Source organism: Pseudarthrobacter sp. lyk4-40-TYG-27, assembly GCF_030209295.1.
Lineage (GTDB): Bacteria > Actinomycetota > Actinomycetes > Actinomycetales > Micrococcaceae > Arthrobacter.
This window is the reverse complement of sequence record NZ_JARVSH010000003.1, coordinates 382267-401380: the sequence shown is the minus strand read 5'-3', so window position 1 is coordinate 401380 and position 19114 is coordinate 382267. Positions and strand designations below refer to the sequence as shown.

The 19114-nt window shown below is 67.0% G+C and carries 18 protein-coding genes; 14 read left to right on the top strand and 4 right to left on the bottom strand.

The window, feature by feature from the left end; translation table 11 throughout:
- The first annotated feature begins 55 nt into the window (after positions 1 to 55).
- Complete coding sequence (locus tag QRM96_RS06355) at positions 56 to 1177, top strand: NAD(P)/FAD-dependent oxidoreductase (protein ID WP_133831400.1); 1122 nt, start codon at positions 56 to 58, stop codon at positions 1175 to 1177.
- An 80-nt stretch (positions 1178 to 1257) separates the two neighbouring features.
- On the opposite strand, the gene QRM96_RS06350 is transcribed toward QRM96_RS06355, so the two are convergent.
- Positions 1258 to 2757: a SulP family inorganic anion transporter gene (locus QRM96_RS06350; protein ID WP_285318897.1), complete on the bottom strand. Its 1500-nt coding sequence runs from the start codon at positions 2755 to 2757 to the stop codon at positions 1258 to 1260.
- A gap of 196 nt (positions 2758 to 2953) precedes the next feature.
- Here QRM96_RS06350 and QRM96_RS06345 point away from each other — a divergent pair, with 196 nt between their 5' ends.
- A complete protein-coding gene (locus QRM96_RS06345; protein WP_502934880.1) occupies positions 2954 to 3364 on the top strand; it encodes a MerR family transcriptional regulator in 411 nt (136 codons plus the stop codon).
- An 86-nt stretch (positions 3365 to 3450) separates the two neighbouring features.
- Complete coding sequence (gene mptB, locus QRM96_RS06340) at positions 3451 to 5067, top strand: polyprenol phosphomannose-dependent alpha 1,6 mannosyltransferase MptB (protein WP_018763352.1); 1617 nt, start codon at positions 3451 to 3453, stop codon at positions 5065 to 5067.
- Here the strand turns inward: mptB and QRM96_RS06335 are convergent.
- Complete coding sequence (locus QRM96_RS06335) at positions 5064 to 6320, bottom strand: glycosyltransferase 87 family protein (RefSeq protein ID WP_285318895.1); 1257 nt, start codon at positions 6318 to 6320, stop codon at positions 5064 to 5066. The genes mptB and QRM96_RS06335 overlap by 4 nt on opposite strands.
- 28 nt (positions 6321 to 6348) lie before the next feature.
- Positions 6349 to 7692 (bottom strand): glycosyltransferase family 87 protein, encoded by a 1344-nt coding sequence (locus QRM96_RS06330; protein WP_285318894.1) that lies wholly within the window; start codon positions 7690 to 7692, stop codon positions 6349 to 6351.
- Positions 7693 to 7997: 305 nt separating this feature from the next.
- On the opposite strand from QRM96_RS06330, the gene QRM96_RS06325 reads away from it, so the two are divergent.
- From QRM96_RS06325 to QRM96_RS06315, 3 genes are all read left to right on the top strand, one after another.
- Entirely contained in the window at positions 7998 to 8201 is a 204-nt protein-coding gene (locus QRM96_RS06325) for a hypothetical protein (RefSeq protein ID WP_018763349.1), read from the top strand.
- 134 nt (positions 8202 to 8335) lie between these two features.
- Positions 8336 to 9208, top strand: coding sequence for an NAD(P)-dependent oxidoreductase (locus tag QRM96_RS06320; protein WP_285318893.1), 873 nt, complete (start codon positions 8336 to 8338; stop codon positions 9206 to 9208).
- 199 nt (positions 9209 to 9407) lie between these two features.
- Positions 9408 to 10778 carry an MFS transporter gene (locus tag QRM96_RS06315; RefSeq protein ID WP_285318891.1) on the top strand — a complete coding sequence of 457 codons (1371 nt, stop codon included), beginning with the start codon at positions 9408 to 9410 and terminating at the stop codon, positions 10776 to 10778.
- Between the two features lie 126 nt (positions 10779 to 10904).
- On the opposite strand, the gene QRM96_RS06310 is transcribed toward QRM96_RS06315, so the two are convergent.
- Entirely contained in the window at positions 10905 to 11705 is an 801-nt protein-coding gene (locus QRM96_RS06310) for an IclR family transcriptional regulator (RefSeq protein ID WP_285318890.1), read from the bottom strand.
- Positions 11706 to 11825: 120 nt separating this feature from the next.
- Here QRM96_RS06310 and QRM96_RS06305 point away from each other — a divergent pair, with 120 nt between their 5' ends.
- The 8 genes from QRM96_RS06305 to QRM96_RS06270 all read left to right on the top strand — a co-directional run bounded on the left by QRM96_RS06305 (position 11826) and on the right by QRM96_RS06270 (position 19026).
- On the top strand, positions 11826 to 12329 hold the full coding sequence (locus QRM96_RS06305; protein WP_285318888.1) for a tripartite tricarboxylate transporter TctB family protein: 504 nt from the start codon (positions 11826 to 11828) through the stop codon (positions 12327 to 12329).
- A 2-nt stretch (positions 12330 to 12331) separates the two neighbouring features.
- Positions 12332 to 13834, top strand: a complete 1503-nt coding sequence (locus QRM96_RS06300) for a tripartite tricarboxylate transporter permease (RefSeq protein WP_018763344.1) — start codon at positions 12332 to 12334, stop codon at positions 13832 to 13834.
- 48 nt (positions 13835 to 13882) lie between these two features.
- A complete protein-coding gene (locus QRM96_RS06295) occupies positions 13883 to 14890 on the top strand; it encodes a tripartite tricarboxylate transporter substrate binding protein (protein ID WP_285318887.1) in 1008 nt (335 codons plus the stop codon).
- A 23-nt stretch (positions 14891 to 14913) separates the two neighbouring features.
- Positions 14914 to 15540, top strand: coding sequence for an RraA family protein (locus tag QRM96_RS06290; protein ID WP_018763342.1), 627 nt, complete (start codon positions 14914 to 14916; stop codon positions 15538 to 15540).
- 45 nt (positions 15541 to 15585) lie between these two features.
- The gene (locus QRM96_RS06285; protein WP_109044186.1) at positions 15586 to 16365 is read left to right on the top strand and encodes an NAD(P)-dependent oxidoreductase; all 780 of its coding nucleotides are present in this window, start codon (positions 15586 to 15588) and stop codon (positions 16363 to 16365) included.
- A gap of 79 nt (positions 16366 to 16444) precedes the next feature.
- Entirely contained in the window at positions 16445 to 17782 is a 1338-nt protein-coding gene (locus QRM96_RS06280; protein ID WP_285318886.1) for a TRAP transporter large permease subunit, read from the top strand.
- Between the two features lie 9 nt (positions 17783 to 17791).
- On the top strand, positions 17792 to 18049 hold the full coding sequence (locus tag QRM96_RS06275; protein WP_018763339.1) for a hypothetical protein: 258 nt from the start codon (positions 17792 to 17794) through the stop codon (positions 18047 to 18049).
- Positions 18046 to 19026, top strand: a complete 981-nt coding sequence (locus tag QRM96_RS06270) for a cyclase family protein (RefSeq protein ID WP_285318884.1) — start codon at positions 18046 to 18048, stop codon at positions 19024 to 19026. Before QRM96_RS06275 ends, QRM96_RS06270 begins: the two co-directional genes overlap by 4 nt.
- The last annotated feature ends 88 nt before the right edge of the window (positions 19027 to 19114 follow it).

Sequence of the window (19114 nt, the reverse complement as noted above, 5' to 3'; positions counted from 1 at the left end):
CCCTGACGCATCGTCAGCGTCTTCCGCAACCACGAATTCCACAGAAAGGGACACCATGTCCTCTCTTCCAGCCACCAAGCGCGTTGCCGTCATCGGCGGCGGCATCCTCGGGGTATCCACCGCAGTGCACCTGCTCCGCGAGGGAGCGTCCGTGATCCTGCTGACCGAGCGCGGGCTCGCCAGCGAGGCCAGCGGCCGTTCGCTGTCGTGGCTCAACTCCGCCGGCGAACGGTCCACCCCGTACCACCAGCTGCGGGTGGCCGGTGTTGACCGCTACCGTACCCTCTTCGCCTCGGACCCCAGCCGCGACTGGCTGCAGTTTGGCGGCGGCCTGATGTGGAATGCTGCCGGGCAGGGCGAGGCCACCGCGGGCCGGCACGCCTACGAAAAGTCCATCGGCTACGACTCCCGGCTTCTCGCCCCCAGCCATATCGCAGCCACCACCCCCGGCATTGATGCGGACGCCGTGCCGGAGAATGCCATCTTCAATCCCGGCGAGGGCTGGGTGAGCCTGCCGGACCTGATCGACTTCCTCATGGAGGAGTTCCACGCCCGCGGCGGCGAATTGGTCCTGAACGCCGGAAAAGCCACCGTCATGGTGGAAGGCGGCCGCACCTCCGGCGTGGAGACAGCGTCGGGCGGGACATACCCGGCCGACGCCGTGCTGGTGGCTTGCGGCGCAGCGACCCCCGCAGTCGTCGAACCCCTGGGAGTGCACATCCCGAACGGCTCTCCCGTGTCCATGCTGGTGGTGACCAAGCAGGTGCAGCACGATGTGGCCGCGGTGATGAACACCCCGCGCGCAGCCTTGCGGCCCAACCCGGGCGGGACGTTTGCCCTGGACCACGACTGGTACGAGGAACGCATTACCGAGCACGCGGACGGCTCCTTCAGCATCCCCGATGAGGTGGTCCAGGAACTGGCCGATGAGGCATCGAAGCTTGTTGCCGGCAATCCGGAACTCAAGCCCGCCTCCTGGAAGATGGGCTACAAGCCCATTCCCGGGGACGGCGAACCCGTCCTGGGCGAACTGGGCCAGGTGCCCGGATGCTTCGTTGCCTTCACGCACTCCGGCGCCACGCTGGGACTCATTGCCGGTGAGCTCCTGGCCGGGGAAATCCTGACCGGCAGGAAGCACCCCATGCTGGCCACCTTCCGGCCGGGACGCTTCTCCTAGGCCGGGCCCAAGGGGCGGGGCCGTGCTGAGTGCGGCTCCGCCCCTTTGCCTGTGCCTGCCGGACCGGATGCCGTCCGGAATCAGGCGCCCAAATGCCCCGTGAGGCGGCGGTGGAACCCGGTGCTGCGCTCGTCCAGGCCGTCGATTGCCACTTCGGCGCCATGATCCGCGTACTTCGTCTCGATCGAGTCCAGGGCGGCAACGGTTGAAGCGTCCCAGATTTGGGCCCGACTGAGGTCAATGGTCACGGAGGCGGGGTCGTCGGCGTAGGCGAAGTGCTCCACGAGGTCATTGCTGCTGCCGAAGAACAATGGCCCCACCACCTCGTAGCGGACGCTCCCGCCGTCGACCGCCAAGGTCCGCTCAACGGTGATGACGTGGGCCACGCGGCGTGCGAACAGCACCATCGCGAGGATGACGCCCACCAGAACCCCGTACGCGAGATTTCCGGTCAGGACCACGACGGCGACCGTGACACCCATGACGAGCGTCTCGGGGACCGGCATCCGCTTCAGCGTGGACGGTTTGACGCTGTGCCAGTCCACAGTGGTCACGGCGACCACCATCATCACGGCCGCCAGCGCCACCATGGGGATCTGTCCCATGATCGAGCTGAGCCCCGTCACCAGGGCCAAAAGGAAGATCCCCGCCACGAATGTCGAAATGCGGGTGCGGGCCTGCCCGGTCTTTACGTTAAGGACGGTCTGGCCGATCATGGCGCAGCCGGCGATGCCGCCATAGAGGCCGGCGAAGATGTTCGAGACGCCCAGGGCCCAGGACTCGCGGCCCTTGTGCGACGGGGTGTCCGTGATGTCGTCCACGAGTTTTGCGGTGAGGAGCGTTTCCATGAGCCCCACGAACGCCACGCTCAGCGCGGTGGGCAGGATCAGCTGGAAGGTCTCAACACTCACCGGGAACAGGAACGGGGTGATCCCGGGCATCTTGCCGGTGAGCGGGCCCTCGTCCGCGACGTTCGGAACAGCGAGGCCGGCGATGATGGCGATGGCGGTGACGACGACGATCGCCACCAGCGGCGACGGGACCGCCCTGGTGAAGCGCGGGAGGATGAAGATGATCGCGAACGTCAGGCCGAACAGGACGTAGGCGAGCCAGGGGACATTGAGGACGTGCGGCACCTGTGCCATGAAGATCAGCACGCCCAGGGCGTTGACGAAGCCGATCATCACCGAACGCGGGATGAACCGCATCAGCCGGGCCAGTCCGGCCAGGCCGAAGACGATCTGGATGACGCCGGCGAGGAGCACCGTGGGCAGGACATACTCGACGCCGTGCTCGTGGACCAGCGGCGCGATCACCAATGCCACGGAGCCCGCCGCCGCCGTCACCACGCCCGGCCGGCCGCCGAGGACCGACATGGTCAGGGCCAGCACGATGGAGGCCACCAGGCTGACCATTGGATCGACACCGGCGACGATCGAAAACGATATGACTTCAGGGACCAGCGCAAGGGTGGTCACCATGCCGGCAAGGACCTCGCGGGAAAGCTGCCGCGGGGAGCGCAGCGCGGTCAGGACCGTGACCGGCTTCCGAAGAAGGCGGGGATTGTCGGCGATGGACAAGGGGCGGCTCCAGGGACGTGGGCCCTCAGGGGAGGGTGGGTGGTCAACGTTTTGCGTGCCACGGTGCGCACGGGTCCAGCCCGGTCATGGAAGACAATGGGGATGGAGAGAGAATGCGCCGGGAACTCTCGGCTGCATCTGCAACACTACCCTAACGTGAGGGTTGAGCCGGATTGGTGACGTGATGGTGAACGAAATGACCGCTGAAGAAGTGGTGGCCACGATGCATATCGGGGAACTGGCCGACCGTTCCCAAATGTCGTTACGGACCATCCGCCACTACGACGAGGTTGGGCTGCTCAAACCGTCGGGGCGCACCGAAGGCGGGTTCCGCCTGTACACCGAGCGTGACTTCACGCGCCTGCTCCTGATCCGCCGGATGAAGCCACTGGGGTTCACGCTCGAGGCCATGTCCGGCCTCTTGCGGGTCATCGACGCGCTGGAGGCGGCCGAACCGGGCGTGGAGGACGCAAGTGTAAGGTCCGAACTGAACGAATTCATCGAGGAGACTGCCCGGCGCCGGGCCAAGCTGGAGGAACAACTTGGCATGGCCGACGAATTCCTTGCGCTGCTTCGTGCCCGGCAGGATGGCCCGGGGCAGCAATAAGCATGGCTGATAAAATGGCCGGGTTGCAGGGCGGCCTTGAAGCTGGTTGAGCCAGGGCCGTAACAAGGTAGGGGACCACACACATCATGACGGCAGGCGGGTCACACCTCAGGACATCGGACAGCCGGCCGGGCGAACCGGCCGATGCTTCCGTGCCTGCCAAGGGCCGCGCCTACCTGGCAACCATTGAAGGTTTCATCGGCGCCCTGATGATGTTCGTCGGTTCGATCGGCACGGGCTGGATTGCCAACGGCTCGCCCATGATCCGCCAGCCCGTGGTGATCGCGCTCCGCACCGAGGGGTGGGGAGTGGCGGTCTCCACCGTCCTGTTGACCGCCGGGGCCATGCTGCTGATGCGCTCCTGGCTCCGGCTGGGCCAGCGGCTGGGGGACTGGGGCCATTCCTCGCTGCGGTCCGTGGTGGTGGCCATCTCCGCCTGGTCGTTGCCCTTGCTGTTCTGTGTCCCGGTCTTCTCCCGCGACGTCTACGCCTACACGGGCCAGGGCCGGCTGGTGATGGAAGGCCAAAACCCCTACGAGGTTGGCATCTCCACCCTCAACAACTGGTTCGCGCTTGGCGCCGACCCCGCCTGGGCGGAAAACCGGACACCCTACGGCCCCTACTTCCTGTGGCTGGCCCGCGGGGTGGTGGGACTGACCGGTGCCCAACCGGACGCATCCGTCCTGCTGTTCCGCCTGCTGGCCGGCGTCGGCGTGCTGCTCTGCGTCATCTACGTGCCCAAGCTCGCCGAGCTGCACGGCATCAACGGGGCGCGCGCACTCTGGGTCTCCGTGGCCAACCCGCTGTTCCTCATCAGCTTCATCGCCAGCGCGCACAACGACGCGCTCATGGTGGGGCTCGCCGTCGCCGGCGTGTACCTGGCCGCCACCCGCCGCTACCTCCTGGGCATCCTCCTGGTGACCGCTTCAATCGGCATCAAGCCCATCACGGTGCTGCTGCTGCCGTTCATCGGCCTGATGTGGGCCGGCCCGGGCGCCACCTGGCCGCGCAAGTTCCTCATGTGGGCGGCCACGGCGGGCATCAGTTTTGGCGTCCTGGCCCTGAGCGGCATCCCGTTCAACCTGGGCATCGGCTGGACCTGGGCCATCATGGACCCCACCCCCGGCTATACGGGCTATTCGCCCTCCGGCTTCCTGGGCCAGCAGGTGGAGATGCTGGCCAACGCCCTGGGGCTGCCGGGCGGAACCTTGGCCACCCTGCTGCGGACCGGCATGAAGTGGGCCGCAATCGGGCTGGTCCTGCTGCTGATGTTCCGCGGCGACTACTCGCGGGCGGTGCGGCGGATGGCCCTGGCGTTCACCGCCGTCGTGATGCTTTCCCCCATCATCCAGCCGTGGTACATCCTGTGGTTCCTGCCGTTCCTGGCCGTCACCGGCATCCGGGACGACTGGCAGATCCGCTCGCTGTACGTGGGCGTGACGTTCTTCGTGGTGTTCGGCGCCCAAGACCAGCTTTCGGTCTGGTCCTTCGTGGAGCTGCCCATCGACGCCTCGTCCCTGGCATTCTTCACCGCCCTGGCCTTCACGTTCTACCTGCTGGTCCTGGATGTCCACACCCGGAAACTGCTGATCGAAGGCAGGCCGCTGGATGTGGCGCGGCGGGCGTGGACGTGGGCGGTGGAACGCCGGGCTGCGCGACGGGCTGAAGCCCGCGCCGCCGTCGACCGCTCCGAGGCGCCCTAGGCTCCTGCCGGTACCTGCGCGGCGGTTTTCCGGCCCAGCTCCGCGGTGCGCTTCACCGACCACGACAGCAGCACCACCAGGAGCACGTTGCGGGTGGTGAGGATGGCCGCCATGACCGGGTGGGCGTGGATGAGCGGCGTGTAGAACAGCGGGTAGATCACGAAGGTGGTCATGGCGATGCCCATCAGCAACGCTGCCGGGACCTTCCAACGATCCCAGTCGTGGGTGAGGCCGGAGATGATCACCGGTGCCAGCCAGATGATGAACTGCGGGGAGCCCACCTTGTTGAAGACGATGAACGCGGTGACCATCATCAGGGCGCCTTCGAGGAACAGTTCTTCCCGCTCGGCGCCGCGCCGCAGGGCACGCACCAGCAGGATGGCAGCGCCAAGGGCGGCGAGGATGAGCAGCGGCTGCATCAGGAACGCGGCCACGTCGGCCCCCGGCCCGTAGACCTCGGTGGAGTTGATGGCGGTGTTGTCCGCCATTTTCGAGCCGGCAATGTGGAAGACGCTGAGCCACACCCAGGGGGTGGAGAACGTGGCCTCGAGCTGCATGCCGCGCTCGCCCTGGTTGGTGAGGAAATCCATGATGTGCGGCAGGCCGCCGGTCAGCCAGGTTCCCAGGCCGACGACGGCGGTCACAGCGGCGCCGGCGAGCACCACCTGGACACGCTTGTGGCTGGCGATCACGATGGGCACCAGCACGGCTGCGGGCCACACCTTGATCCAGGTGGCGATGCTGAGCAGGACGCCTGCCACCACGGGCCGTTCCGCCACATAGAGCAGCGCGATCAGGACGATCGGGGCGGTGATCCCTTCCACCCGGGCAAAGCTGAGGTACCCCATGAAGACCGTGAAGAACAGCCACCACCAGGCCGGGGCAACACCGGTGACGGTCCGCGGTCCGCGGGTCAGGTAGAGCAGTCCGACGGCGTTCAGCGCCGTGATGATCAGGAACCAGACCAGCAGGTAGGGGCCGGGCCCGGCGATGTTGGCAAGGAAGATGGGGATCTGCGCCAGCACCGGGTAGACCCAGGGGCTGATCTTCCCGGTCAGGTCCGCCGGGTTGTAGCCGGCCATCGCCCACTGCCGGTACTGCTCGGTGTCGCTGAACGTATTGCCGTTCAGGAAGAAGGACGCCATCCAGCCCAGGAAATACAGGTGCACGACGGCGAAGCCCCACCAGACACTGGACGGGCGGGCGAACCAGTCCACCACCGTGGCCGGGAGGACTTTGCTGCGGACCGTCACCAGGCGGTCAAAGAACCTCGTGGAAATCTCAGGTCTCCTTGAGCGCGGGGGCGGGTGCTGCGGTCTTCCTGCCCAGGGAGTACAGGCGCCGGACGCTCCACAGGAACAGGACCACGAGCAGGACGTTGCGGATGGTCAGGACCAGGGCCATCCACGGGTTGTTGTGGCTGAGGGCGTCGTAGAACAGCGGGTAGATGAAGTACGTGGCCACGGCGATGGCGATCAGCATCGCCGCCGGGACGCGCCATTCGCGCCAGCTGTGCGCCAGGCCGACGGCGACGGCAGGTCCCAGCCACACCATGAACTGCGGGGAGCCCACCTTGTTAAAGACCACGAAGGCGGCGGCCAGGGCGAGGGCGCCGGCGAGAAGCAGTTCGGTGCGGTCTACACCGCCGGCCACCTTGTGCTGCTTGCCGTTGTGCAGCGCCCAGAACGCAAGGCCTGCCACCAGCAGCGCGGCCAGGACCAGGAGCGGCTGCATCAGGAAGGACATGGTGGCGGTGCCCGGACCGTCCACCTGCATGGAGTTGATGTCCGTGTTCATGTACATCCGGGAACCGCCCGCGTTCAGGACGGACAGCCAGAGCCAAGGCGTGGTGAAGGTGGCCTCAAGCTGCATGCCACGGTCGCCCTGCTGCGTGAGGAAGTTCAGGAGCTTGGGAACGCTGCCCAGGGCGGCCGCCAGCGCCACGACGCCCGCCGTCGTCGCGATTCCTGCCAGCACCACCAGCAGGCGGTTCTTTACCACCGCGAAGAGGGCCAGCATGATGGCTGCCGGCCACACCTTCACCCAGGTGCCGATGGCCAGCAGGACCGAGGCCACGAACGGGCGCTGGACCCCGTACGCCAGGGCTACCAGGACCAGCGGGGCGGTGAGTCCGTCCACGCGGGCGAATCCCAGCCAGCCCATCAGGAACGTGAAGGCCAGCCACCACCAGCCGGCGGGGATGGCGTTGGTGTTGCGGCCCCGCTCCGTGAGTTTCAGCAGCGCCCAGCCGTTGAGGAGCGTGGTCATGAGGACCCAGAGGAAGAAGAACGGCCCCGGTCCCGCCACGCCCGCTATGGCCATGGGGATCAAGGCCAGGATGGGGTAGACCCAGGGGCTGGGGCCGCCGGAGAGGTTCGCGTCGTTGAAGCCGGCCATGGCCCACTCGCGGTAAATGAAGGTGTCGCTGAAAGCTTCACCGCGCAGGGACAAGGATGCGCCGAACACCAGGAAGACCAGGTGCACCACAATGAAGCCGCCCAGCAGTCCGCGCCCGCTGTTCAACGCCGTACGCACCCTCGCCGGGAGGATGACGTCGCGGATCCGGGTGAGGTTGCCGAAGAGAGCGTCGGTGGAAATGGCGGATTCCTTGTCAGGTCGTTGCACTGTCAGCGGCGGCGCAAAATGGCTCGGGTCATGCCCCGAAGCGGGTCTCATGGAGATTGGAGGCCTTGGATTTCGGGTTCCAGTCCCGTTCAACTCTAATTCACGGCGCATCTCCGCCAATAATTGTCAGGACAATCCAGGGACTCCACGCGCCTGACCTGCGGCCTTTATCTAAAGTTGCTGGCACTTATTTGCTCAGGCACCATGGTGCGAGGCACGTGAGTGCCTACCGCCTATGCAGCCAGGGGGAGCGCAGGGCGTCGAATGACCACCCCAACCCCACGAAAGACATAAGGCGCCATTCAATGAACTTCCCCCTGACCCTGACCGTGTCCGACCGCCAGAGCATGGACAGCGAACTCGACGCCGCCGTCGCAGCCGCCAAGGCCCACGCCCTCACCGGCAAGCGACACGGTATCCTCGTCACCCGGCACGGCGTGGACAAATTCACCGTTGCCCTCAGCGAGGCGGTCCCCTTCGGCCTCACCCGGGAACACCAGGCCTGGTAGCCGCTTCTTTGCCGCCAATCCAGCGGCGCCGCTCCCGTTTGTGACGCGCGTTCTCCCGCGTTTGGGCTCATCCCGGCATGGGTACCTGCTGTTCGTCTGCCCTGAGAGCAGGGCAGGGTCAGGAGAATAGTCGCATGGATAACTCGATGAGCGTGGCGGTGCTGGGGACCGGAATCATGGGAGCGGCCATGGCGCGCAACCTCCTCCGGGCCGGCCACAAGGTGTCGGTGTGGAACCGGGATCCGGCCAAAACTGAGCCGCTCGCCGCCGAAGGTGCCCTGCGGGCGGCCAGCCCCGCCGACGCGGTGGAAGCCGCCGACGTTGTCCTCACCATGCTGTACGACGCCGCCGCGGTGGCGCAGGTCATGCGGCAGGCGGCGCCCGGCATCCGCGCCGGCACGGCCTGGATCCAGTCCACCACCGTGGGAGTGCAGGACGTTCCCACTCTCGCCGCCTTGGCCGCCGACCTCGGCCTGGACCTGGTGGAAGCACCTGTCTCCGGCACCCGCGCCCCCGCCGAGGCGGGCCAACTGCTGGTCCTCGCCGCCGGCCCCGAAGCCATCCGCCCCCGCGTAGCGCCGGTCCTCGATGCCATCGGCGCCCGCACCCTCTGGACCGGCGACGACCCCGCCAAGGGTTCGGCCGCCCGGCTCAAGCTGGTGGTCAACAGCTGGGTCATTGCCGCCTCCAACGCCGCGGGCGAGGTGGTTGCGCTTGCCCAGGCGCTGGGCGTGGATCCCGGGCAGTTCCTCAACGTGCTCGACGGCGGTTCGCTGGACCTGCCGTACCTGCGCACCAAGATGGGACTCATCCTTGACGACGGCCTGGAGCCGGCGTCCTTCGCCGTGGACACCGCCCGCAAGGACGCCCACCTCATTGTCGATGCCGCCGCAGCCGAAGGCCTGAAACTCGACGGAGCCGAGGCCGCTGCCGCCCGGCTGGACCGGGTGGCTGACCAGGGCCGCGCCAAGCAGGACATGGCCGCCGCTTATCACGCCAGCCGGTAGCAGGGGCTCCTTTCCAGGGCGCCCCGGCCCGTCGGGATAGCGCTTGCCGTTGACGTTGTCCGCGTCACCTTCTATATTTGATGAATCGATTCAAGAGTTGCCGCTCCTGCCCGATCCGGCTCCGGCGCAACACACCAAACCCTGAGCATTGCCCACCAGCGGTTCCGGTTCCTTGCCAATGAAGACGAAGGACAAGCACATGAGCACCACCCCAACCCGCGCGCCCCTCACCAGCCAAGGGGCTGGAGCCGGCATTCGGGACCCCAGGAAGGCCGCGATGAGTGGCTGGATCGGAAGCGCCCTCGAGTACTACGACTTCGCGCTGTACTCCCTGGCGGCAACCCTGGTCTTCCCCGCCATCTTCTTCCCGTCCGGGAACCCCACCGTCGCCATCATCGCCTCCCTGGCCACCTACGCCGTCGGCTACGTCTCCCGTCCCATCGGCGCCGTGGTGCTCGGCGCCTATGGTGACCGGCACGGCCGCAAGAAAGTGCTCGTGTTCGCGATGCTGCTCATGGGCTTCGCGACGTTCGCTGTTGGCCTGCTCCCCACGTACGGCCAGGTGGGCCTCCTGGCGCCCGCTCTGCTGGTGATCCTCAGGCTCATCCAGGGTTTCGCCGTTGCCGGTGAACTGGGCGGTGCCAGCGCCATGATCGTGGAGCATTCCCCTGACGCAAAGCGCGGGTTCTTCGCCAGCTTCAGCCTGCAGGGCACCCAGGTGGGCTCGATCCTGGCCACCGCCGTCCTCCTCCCGCTCGCCGTCCTCCTCCCGGCGGACCAGTTCAGCTCCTGGGGCTGGCGCATCCCGTTCCTGCTCAGCGCCGTCGTCATCCTGGCCGGGTACCTGATCCGCCGCCGCGTGACCGAACCCCCTGCGTACGCCGCGCAGTCCGGAGCAGCCCCGGCCAAGCAGCGCTTCCCGCTCATCGAACTCCTCCGCACCCGCCCCGGCGTCCTGGTCCGCTGCGTCGCCATGACGTTCACCAACGTGATCGGCATGGCCACCCTGATCTTCGGCGTCTCCTACGCCACCCAGAAGGGCTACGGCAACGGCTTCTCCAGCAGCGAGTTCCTTTGGGTGACCCTGGTAGCCAACATTGCTGCCGTCATCACCATCCCGTTTTTCGGTGCACTGTCCGACCGGATCGGCCGGCGGATGCTCATGGCGGCCGGCGGGGTCATTGGCGGCGTACTGGTCACCGGGTACCTGTGGGCGATCCAGCAGGGCAGCCTGCCGCTGGTCTTCGTGTGCGTCGTGATCGTGCAGGGCATCTTCTTTCAGATGTGGAACGCCACCTTCGCCACGTTCTTCCAGGAGCAGTTCCCCATGCGGATCCGGGTCACCGGCTTCGCCGTCTCGCAGAACATCGGGCTGATGATCGCTTCATTCTTCCCGAGCATCTTCACCGCGATCGCTCCTCCCGGTTCCACCAACGTGCCGCTCACCATCGGCCTGACCACGCTGGGGATCTGCCTCGTGTCCGCGGTGGCCACCCTGATGTCCTCGGACACGAAAGGCAAGTCGCTTGAGGACCTCGAGGGCCTGAAGGAAGCGCGCCCAGGCAGCTGACGGCAACGGACGACGGCGGGAGGTCGCCGGGTCGGCCGCCACGCCAAATGCCCGGCAGGGGGAGCCCAGCCGGGCATTTGGCGTCTCACGGGATGGTTTCCTGGCGGTCCGACGTCCCGGGCCCGCTCAGTAGACCGAGCCCTCCAGGAGCTCGGAGAGCCGGACTGCGGCGCGGCGCAGCTCCGGGACCCCGGCCTTCAGCGTGGCCTCGCTGGCCGCTTCCACCGGGCTGGTGAGGGACATGGATTCGGTTGGCCGGCCCGTCCGGTTGGGAACGGCCATGGCCACGGACAGGACGCCGGTGGCACGCTCGTCGGCGGAGAACGCGTAGTCGGTTCCGGGTTCAGGGAGCCGCGCGCGCAGTTCCTCTGCCGTCAGATCGGCGTCTTCCTGGCCGGCTGCAGCAGCTGCCGCCACCGCCTGCTGAAGTTCGTCATCGGACGCGGATGCCAGCAGGATCTTTCCTGCGGCGCCGAGGGTCAGGGGCAGCCGCTTGCCCAGCGGGAGATCGTAGCGGAGGGGCGCCTCGCCGTCGACGCGGGCCACCAGGATGCGCTCGAAGCCGAGCCGTGAGTACAGCGACGCTGTCAGCCCGGTTTGCGATGCGACCTGCTGCAGGACGGGGCGGGCAGCGACCACCAGGGGATCGTTCTCCAAGAAGCTCCGTGCGGCGGGCAGGACGGCGGGGCCGATCCGGTAGGACTTGTCCGTCTGGCTCACCATTCCGAAATCCTGCAGCACCCGCAGGATCCGCAGCGTGGTGGGCAGGCTCATGCCGCAATTCCGTGCCAGATCACTGAGCCGCTGCGGCCGCTCGGCCCGCTGCAGCTCGGCGAAGACCTCCATGGCCCTGGAAAGGGAGCGCATGTTCGAGGACTTGGGGCCCTCTTCTGCCGGGCCGGCCGTGGTGGAAGTCATCGTCGCCATTCTTTCATTCTATGTAAGTTCTTTGCGCTTGACAGTCCTTGTGTCTCCTGTCACTATTTCTCAGTACGCAATATAGTTTCATTCTATGAAACGCAATGACGCGCTGTGAAAAGGAAACTCATGACAACGGAGTCAGTCACGACGAAAACGGGGAGCACCATTCGGGTTGCCCGCGGTGTGCTGGCGGGGATCTGCGCCTTCGCCGCCGTCGGCATCTATGTCCTGGTCAGCTCGGTGAGCCTGGGGCTCTGGACGTCCCTGGGCCCCGGTGCCGGCCTGTTCCCCTTCGCCATGGGGGCTCTCCTGGTGGCGATGTCGGCCATCTGGCTCCTCCAGGAACTCCGCCGGCCCAGCGCCAAGGGCGAGGGCGTGGACAAAGGGGTGGTCATCTCCGTCGTGGCCAGCCTGGTCATCCTGGCAGCGGTCATGGACCTGCTGGGCTTCCAGCTGAGCATGTTCGCGTTCCTGCTCTACCACCTGAAAATCCGCGGACGCCGGGCATGGGTGCCCTCATTGATCATCGCCCTGGCGGGAAGCGTCGGTGCCTTCTACGCCTTCAACTACGGCCTGAACGTGGCCCTTCCCGTATCGGCATTTACTCCGCTGAACCTGATCGGACTCTAGGCATGGAAACCCTCAACGAACTGCTCGGCGGATTTGCCACCGCCATGACCTGGCAAAACCTGCTGTTTGCCTTCCTTGGCTGCCTGCTTGGCACCATTATCGGCGTCCTGCCCGGCGTCGGCCCCGTGGCAGGGGTGGCACTGCTCATCCCTCTGACGCTCAACCTCGACCCCGCGGGGTCCATCATCATGCTGTGTGCCATCTTCTACGGAACCCAGTACGGCGGCACCATCACCAGCGTCCTGCTGAACACTCCCGGCGAAGCCTCCTCCGCCATCACCACCATCGACGGTTATGCCATGACAAAAATGGGAAGGGCCGGAGCGGCACTGACGCTGGCCGCCGTCGGTTCCTTCATCGGCGGCACCATCGCAACAGTCGGCCTGGTGGCCGCAGCCAAGCCGCTTGGTGAGATGGGCCTGCTGGTGGGGCCGCCCGAATTCTTCGCGCTCATGGTGGTGGGCATCTCGCTGCTGGTCGCCTTGGCGGGAAAGTCCATGGTCAAGGCACTGATCTCCGGCGCCCTGGGCCTGCTGATCTCCATGGTGGGCATCGATCCCGTGGCCGGAGCACCGCGCTTCACCTTCGGGATCGACAACCTGATGGACGGGGTCAGCTTCGTTGCCGTCATCGTCGGCGTCTTCGGGCTCTCCGAAATCCTCTCCTTCCGCCGGAACGAGCCCACCCCGGTGGTGCATGCCCCCGGTTTCCGGCAGCTGTTCCCGTCGCGGACGGAATGGCGCCGCAGTGCACCCGCCATGGCCCGCGGCACCGGCGTCGGCTTCGGCCTGGGCCTCATTCCCGGCATGACCGGGTCCGTGTCCTCGCTCCTTTCCTACGCTACGGAGAAAAGGTTCTCCCGGTTCCGCCACGAGCTCGGCAAGGGGGCCGTCGAAGGCGTCGCCGGTCCGGAGACCGCCAACAACGCCCACGCCAACGCTGCCCTCATCCCGCTGTTTACCCTTGGCATTCCCGCTTCGCCCACCATCGCCGTGCTGATGGGAGCGTTCCTGCAGCAGGGCCTCACCCCGGGACCCAGCCTGTTCACGGATCACTCGGAGATCGCCTGGGCCATCATCGCCAGCCTCTTCATCGGCAACGTCCTCCTGCTGCTGCTGAACGTCCCGCTCGTGGGGCTGTGGACTTCCATCCTCCGCGTGCCCACCCCCATCCTGACGGCCGTGATCCTCGTGTTCATGGTCATCGGGGCCTACACCATCAACTTCAGCGTCTTCGATGTCTATGTCATGATCGGCTTCGGCCTCCTTGGCCTGGCACTGCGGAACCTCGACATCCCCCTGGCTCCGATGGTGCTCACCCTGGTGCTCGGGCCGCTGATGGAACGCTCCCTGCGCGAATCGCTGGAAATCTCCCAGGGCGACTTCACCGTCTTCACCAGCCGTCCCATCTCCGCCGTCCTGATCGGCATCGGCCTGCTCATCATCTGCAGTCCGCTGCTCAAACTCCGCAAGCCCAAGGCCCTCATGGAGGACCCGGAGGCCTGACTCCACACCCGCAATCCCTGCACCCGCACCCTTCAAAGGAGAAGAACCATGTCACGCAAAAAGATTTTCGCAGCCGTCGCAGCTGCGTCCCTGCTCGCCCTCACCGGCTGCGGCGCCAACGTCGGAGCCAGCAATTCCGGTGCGGCCGCCGGCGACTTTCCCAAGAAGGGCAAGTCCATTGACCTGATCGTGGCCTTCTCGTCGGGCGGTGCCGTGGACACCGCCGCCCGGCTCATCCAGCCGGTCCTCGAAAAGGAACTCGGCACCAACGTTGAGGTCATCAACAAGCCAGGTGCCGGCGGCCAGATCGGCTACACGGCGCTGACCGGTGCCAAGCCGGACGGCTACACCATCGGTGCCACCGGGTCCCCCTCGGTGGTGGTCTCACCCCTGGACCCGGCCCGCGGCGCCAAGTACACCAGGGACAGCTTCCAGCCGCTGGGCCGGCAGGTGATCGACCCCACCGTTATCGCCGTCCAGCCGGACAGCCCGTACAAGTCCCTGAAAGAGCTGCTCGACGCGGTCAAGGCCAAGCCGAAGTCACTCACCGCCAGCACCACCGGCATCCAGACCGGCGAACACTTCGCCCTGGCCCAGATCCAGGAAAGCACCGGCTCGGAGTTCGCCCCGGTCCACTTCTCCGAGGGCGCCTCGCAGGCCACCACCGCGTTCCTGGGCAAGCATGTTGACGTCCTGGTGGCCAATGTCAGCGACGTGAACGACCTCAGCAAGCAGGGCAAGGCACGCGTGCTGGGTGTCATGTCCGGGGACCGCGCCCCCTCACTGCCGGAGATCCCCACATTCAAGGAGTCCGGCTACGACCTGACCGCGGGGACTGCCCGCGGCTACTCCGCTCCCGCCGGGCTCCCCGCTGACGTGGCCAAGAAGCTCGAAGCCGCCATCGAGAAGGCCATCGAAGACCCGGCAGTGGTGCAGAAGATGAAGGACCTGGGCCTGCAGACCAGCTACCTCAACGGCACCGACTACCAGCAGTTCTGGGCAGGCCAGGAAGACGACTTCAAGAAGGTCCTTCCGCTAGTCCAGAAAAAAGACTGATCCGCACCTCTAAGGAATCGACCATGACAACTCCAGCCATCGACACCACCGCCGACTTCGCCCGCCCCGACCAAGGCATCGTGGACCGGCTCGCCAAGCTGCCCGCCGCCAACATCGGCGACGCCATGGACCGGCTCGGCGTCGCGGACTCCGCCATCCAGGCCGTCTGGCCCGGGGCGAAGCTCGCCGGACCGGCGTTCACCGTGTGGACCCGGCCCGGCGACAACAAGGGCATCCACGCAGCGCTGCAGCTGGCCCGTCCCGGAGACGTCATCGTGGTCGCCGGCGGCGCAGATGAATCCCGCGCCCTCCTTGGTGAACTGATCGGTGAGCGCGCCATCAACCTCGGCGTCGCGGGCTTCGTGCTGGACGGAGCAGCGCGCGACGCCGAGGCGCTGGGCGAGATCGGCATGCCCGTCTTCGCCCGGGCTACTTCGCCCGCCGGCCCCTACAAGGATGGCCCCTTCAGGCTGGGGACCGCCGTCGCCTTCGGCGGCGTCCCCGTCCTGCCCGGCGATGTCATCGTTGGTGACTCCGACGGCGTGGTGGTCATCCCCCGGGACCAGGCCGCCGTCGTCGCCGACGCCGCCGAGGCCGTGTTCGCTGATGAAACCGGCCGGCGCCAGGCAATCGTCGCCGCCCGCAACTGAAACGCCACACCACCAAGATCGTCACGAGAAAGAACTGAGCAAACCATGACAGCGTGCACCGTCATTGGCCTCGGCGAAGCCGGAGCCACCTACGCCGCAGCGCTCGCAGCTGCGGGCCACCAGGTCAGCGGGTTCGATCCCGTTGCCGCCACTACCCCGGAAGGTGTTTCCCGGGCGGCAACGGCGGCCGAGGCCTGTGCCGGGGCTGAGATCGTCCTGGTGATGACCGGAGCCGCGGCTGCGCGCAGCGTGGCACAGGAATGCCTGCCGGTCCTGGGTGACGGCAGCGTCTACGCCGATTTCACATCATCTTCCCCGGGCGTCATGCAGGAACTCGGACAGCTGCCCAGCAAAGCCCGCTTTGCCGACGTCGCCATCCTTGGACCCGTCTCCGCCCTGGGGGAAAAGACCCCGCTCATGGTGAGCGGTCCTGGCGCCCAGGCCGTTGCGGAACTGCTGCGACCGCTCGGCGTGCAGGTGGAAATCGCCGACGGCGAGCCCGGTGCAGCGATGGCCCACAAACTGCTCCGCAGCGTGCTCATGAAGGGCCTGGCGTCCGTGGTGGTCGAAGCGGTCCAGGCCGGCCACGCGGCAGGCCTGGAGGAGTGGATCCGCGGCCAGATCGCGAACCAGCTGGCGGGGGACGGCCAGGCCGTCATCGACAGGTTCCTCACGGGAACCGCCAAGCATGCCGTCCGCCGCTCCAAGGAGATGCAGGACACCGCCAACTATCTCTCAGACCTCGGTGTCCCGGCCGAGATGACCACCGCCTCCGCCGCCGCCCTCGCCCGGATGGCGCAGGCCACGGAACCGGCCTTGCGCTGACCGCACAGCAGGGCACAATCAAGAACGGGAAATACGTGATGTCAACAGCAACCGGCATTCCGCCGACAGGAGCAGCAGCATGATCGGCATTTGGGCACTTGGCGCCTACCTTGCCGTCATCCTGCTCTGGACGACGGCGATCAAGCGCAGCGTGGGGGAAGCCATGATCTTGGGCTTCCTGGTGGTGCTGCCGTTTACCGGAGCCGCCGCGGCACAGGTTGGTTGGTCAGCGCTTTCCTCGGCAGCGACCGACGAAATTGTCTACGCCACCATGGCGTTCGTCTTCATGGGCTACCTGCTGGACAAGGGCGGCGTCCTGGACCGGCTGATCGACCTGTTGAACTCGCTCATCGGCGGAGTCAAGGGCGGTCCGGCCTGGGTCTCCACCGTGGCCTCCGCCGGCCTGGGCGGAGTGGTCCACAACCAGGCCGCCATTGCCGCAACGGTAGGCTCCGTGACCATCCCCTGGATGGAAAAATCCAAGCTCGACAAGCCGGCGGCCGCAACCCTCGTGGCCGGGAACGCGGGAATGGGCATCACCTTCCCGTTCAGCGCCTCAATGTTCGTCCTGGTCGGCTCGGCCACGGTGGGGCCCCTGCTGGACATCAACGCGTTGGTCCTTCCCCTGCTGTTCGGCGGCCTGTGGTGCTTCCTGCACCGGCTCATCGTCACGTGGCTGCTCATCAGGAAGAGCGGAATGGCGCCGCTCGACGCCGCCCACCGCCTGTCGGTCCGGACCGCGTTCGGCCAGGGATGGGCCACGCTCCTGCTGTTCGTCGTCGTCGCCATCCCCCTTGCCATCACCTCCGGGTTCCTCACCTCGGCCCTCTCCGACTGGACCGGTGGCGACGTCAGCAAGTCCGTCAGCGTCATCGTCTGGATCCCTGTGGTCCTCCTCATCACGGGTGCGCTGCTGGGCAGGAAACAGCTGCCCCGCACCGGCCGGGACTGGGGAACCTTGCTGCAGGGCTCGGCCCCGCGGTTCGGCATCGTCGGCGTCACGGTGCTGTTCGCTTTCGCCGGCGCCAACGCGCTCGCCGCCACCGGCCTGCCCAAGCAAATGACCGCCCTGCTGAACGGGCTGAACCTGCCACTGTGGCTGCTTGCCATCCTGATCGGACTGATCGTCATCGCCGTTGCAGCCCCCCTGTCCGCCACCGCCACGATGGCTGCCGTGGGAACGGTGGGCGTGGCCGCCCTTGTGGCGGCCGGGGTGCCTGCCACCACTGCCGCCGTCGCCGTCCTCATTTTCTCCTCCTGCGAGGCCGCGGTCCCGCCCGGTGGTGCACCGCTGTATGTTGCCTGCGGCATCGCGGACGTCAATCCCATCAAGACCTTCGCCCGCCTGCTCACCCACTATGCGCTGCCCCTGCTGGTCATCGGCGTGCTGATCATTCTCGGCATCCTGCCCATCTAAGGAACCACCATGAACACACCCCGAAGGTTCATCCAGACCGTCTTCACCCTCACCCTTGGCGTCCTCCTGGCAGGCGGCGTCCTGTTCGTTGCCGGGCAGGCCGCGGGCCTGGTGGCCGGGCAAAACGCCTGGCTCGAGTTCTTCAACACCTACGTCAAGCCGCCCGTGTGCATTGCCGCATCGGTGTGCGCCGTGGCCGGGTTCCTGCTCAGCTACCAGCGCCCCCGGAAACAGGCCGAACAGCAGCAGGAAGCCACCACCCGATGACCGCACCCGGAACCTTTCCCACCTTCGCGGAGCTCCTGGCGAGGGAGGGCAACCTGGCGGGTGCATCGTGGGGCCTGTTCCCCGAACCGGGCAGGGGCACGCCGTCCTTCATCACGCCGGCTGCCCTCCTCGAGGCCAGGAACAGCATCCGGTCCGGGACCGTGTTCGGGCTGGACTATCCCGCAGATGCCTTTGACCCGGGGATGTCGCTCAAACGCAGCGCGCCCCGGCATACCATTTACTCCTCCCACCCTGCCCACCGGGACGACTACCTGGACGGGTATTACCTCCAAGGGTCGACGCAGATTGACGGGCTCCGGCACCGTCGCGCAGATGACGTTGGCTTCTACAACGGCGTCCCGGACCACCGGATCACCGAGGGCACGCCGGACCTTGGCATCCAGGAATGGGCGGAGCACCCCATCGCCGGGCGGGGAGTCCTGGTGGATCTCGACGGTTTCCGGAAAAGCGTGGGGGAGCCCATCGACCATGCTGGCGGGGAACCGCTGGGCCTTGACCTGCTTCAGGCGGCCATGGAGTCCCAGTCCCTGACCACCCGTCCCGGCGACATCCTCCTGCTCCACACCGGGTGGTGCGAATGGTTCCTCGCGCTGGACCCGGAAGAGAAACGGCGCCTCCGTGAGAGCCGGAAGGCAACAGGCGTGGCGCAGTCGCAGGAGTTCGTGGCCTGGGCCTGGGACAGCCGGTTCGCCGTCGTCGCCGCCGACAACTTCGCCGTCGAATGCCTCCCCGCCGTCCCGGACAGTCCCTACCGGGAGTCCGCCTTCAACGACCACGGCATGATGCACCAGCAGCTCCTGGCCAAGCTCGGCATGCCGCTCGGGGAGCTGTGGCGGCTCGGCCCCCTGGCGCGGCACATGCGCAGCACGGCCACGTGGGATGCGTTCATCAGCATCAAGCCGCTGAACATCACCGGCGGCACCGGCTCCCCGGCCAACGCCACCGCCATCATGTGAGCTGAGGCCGCACCCGCGTCACGCGGGGCACGCTTTCAGGCAGCGCACGACGGCGGTGGGCAGGGATTCCGGGGCTTCCCCGCCGATG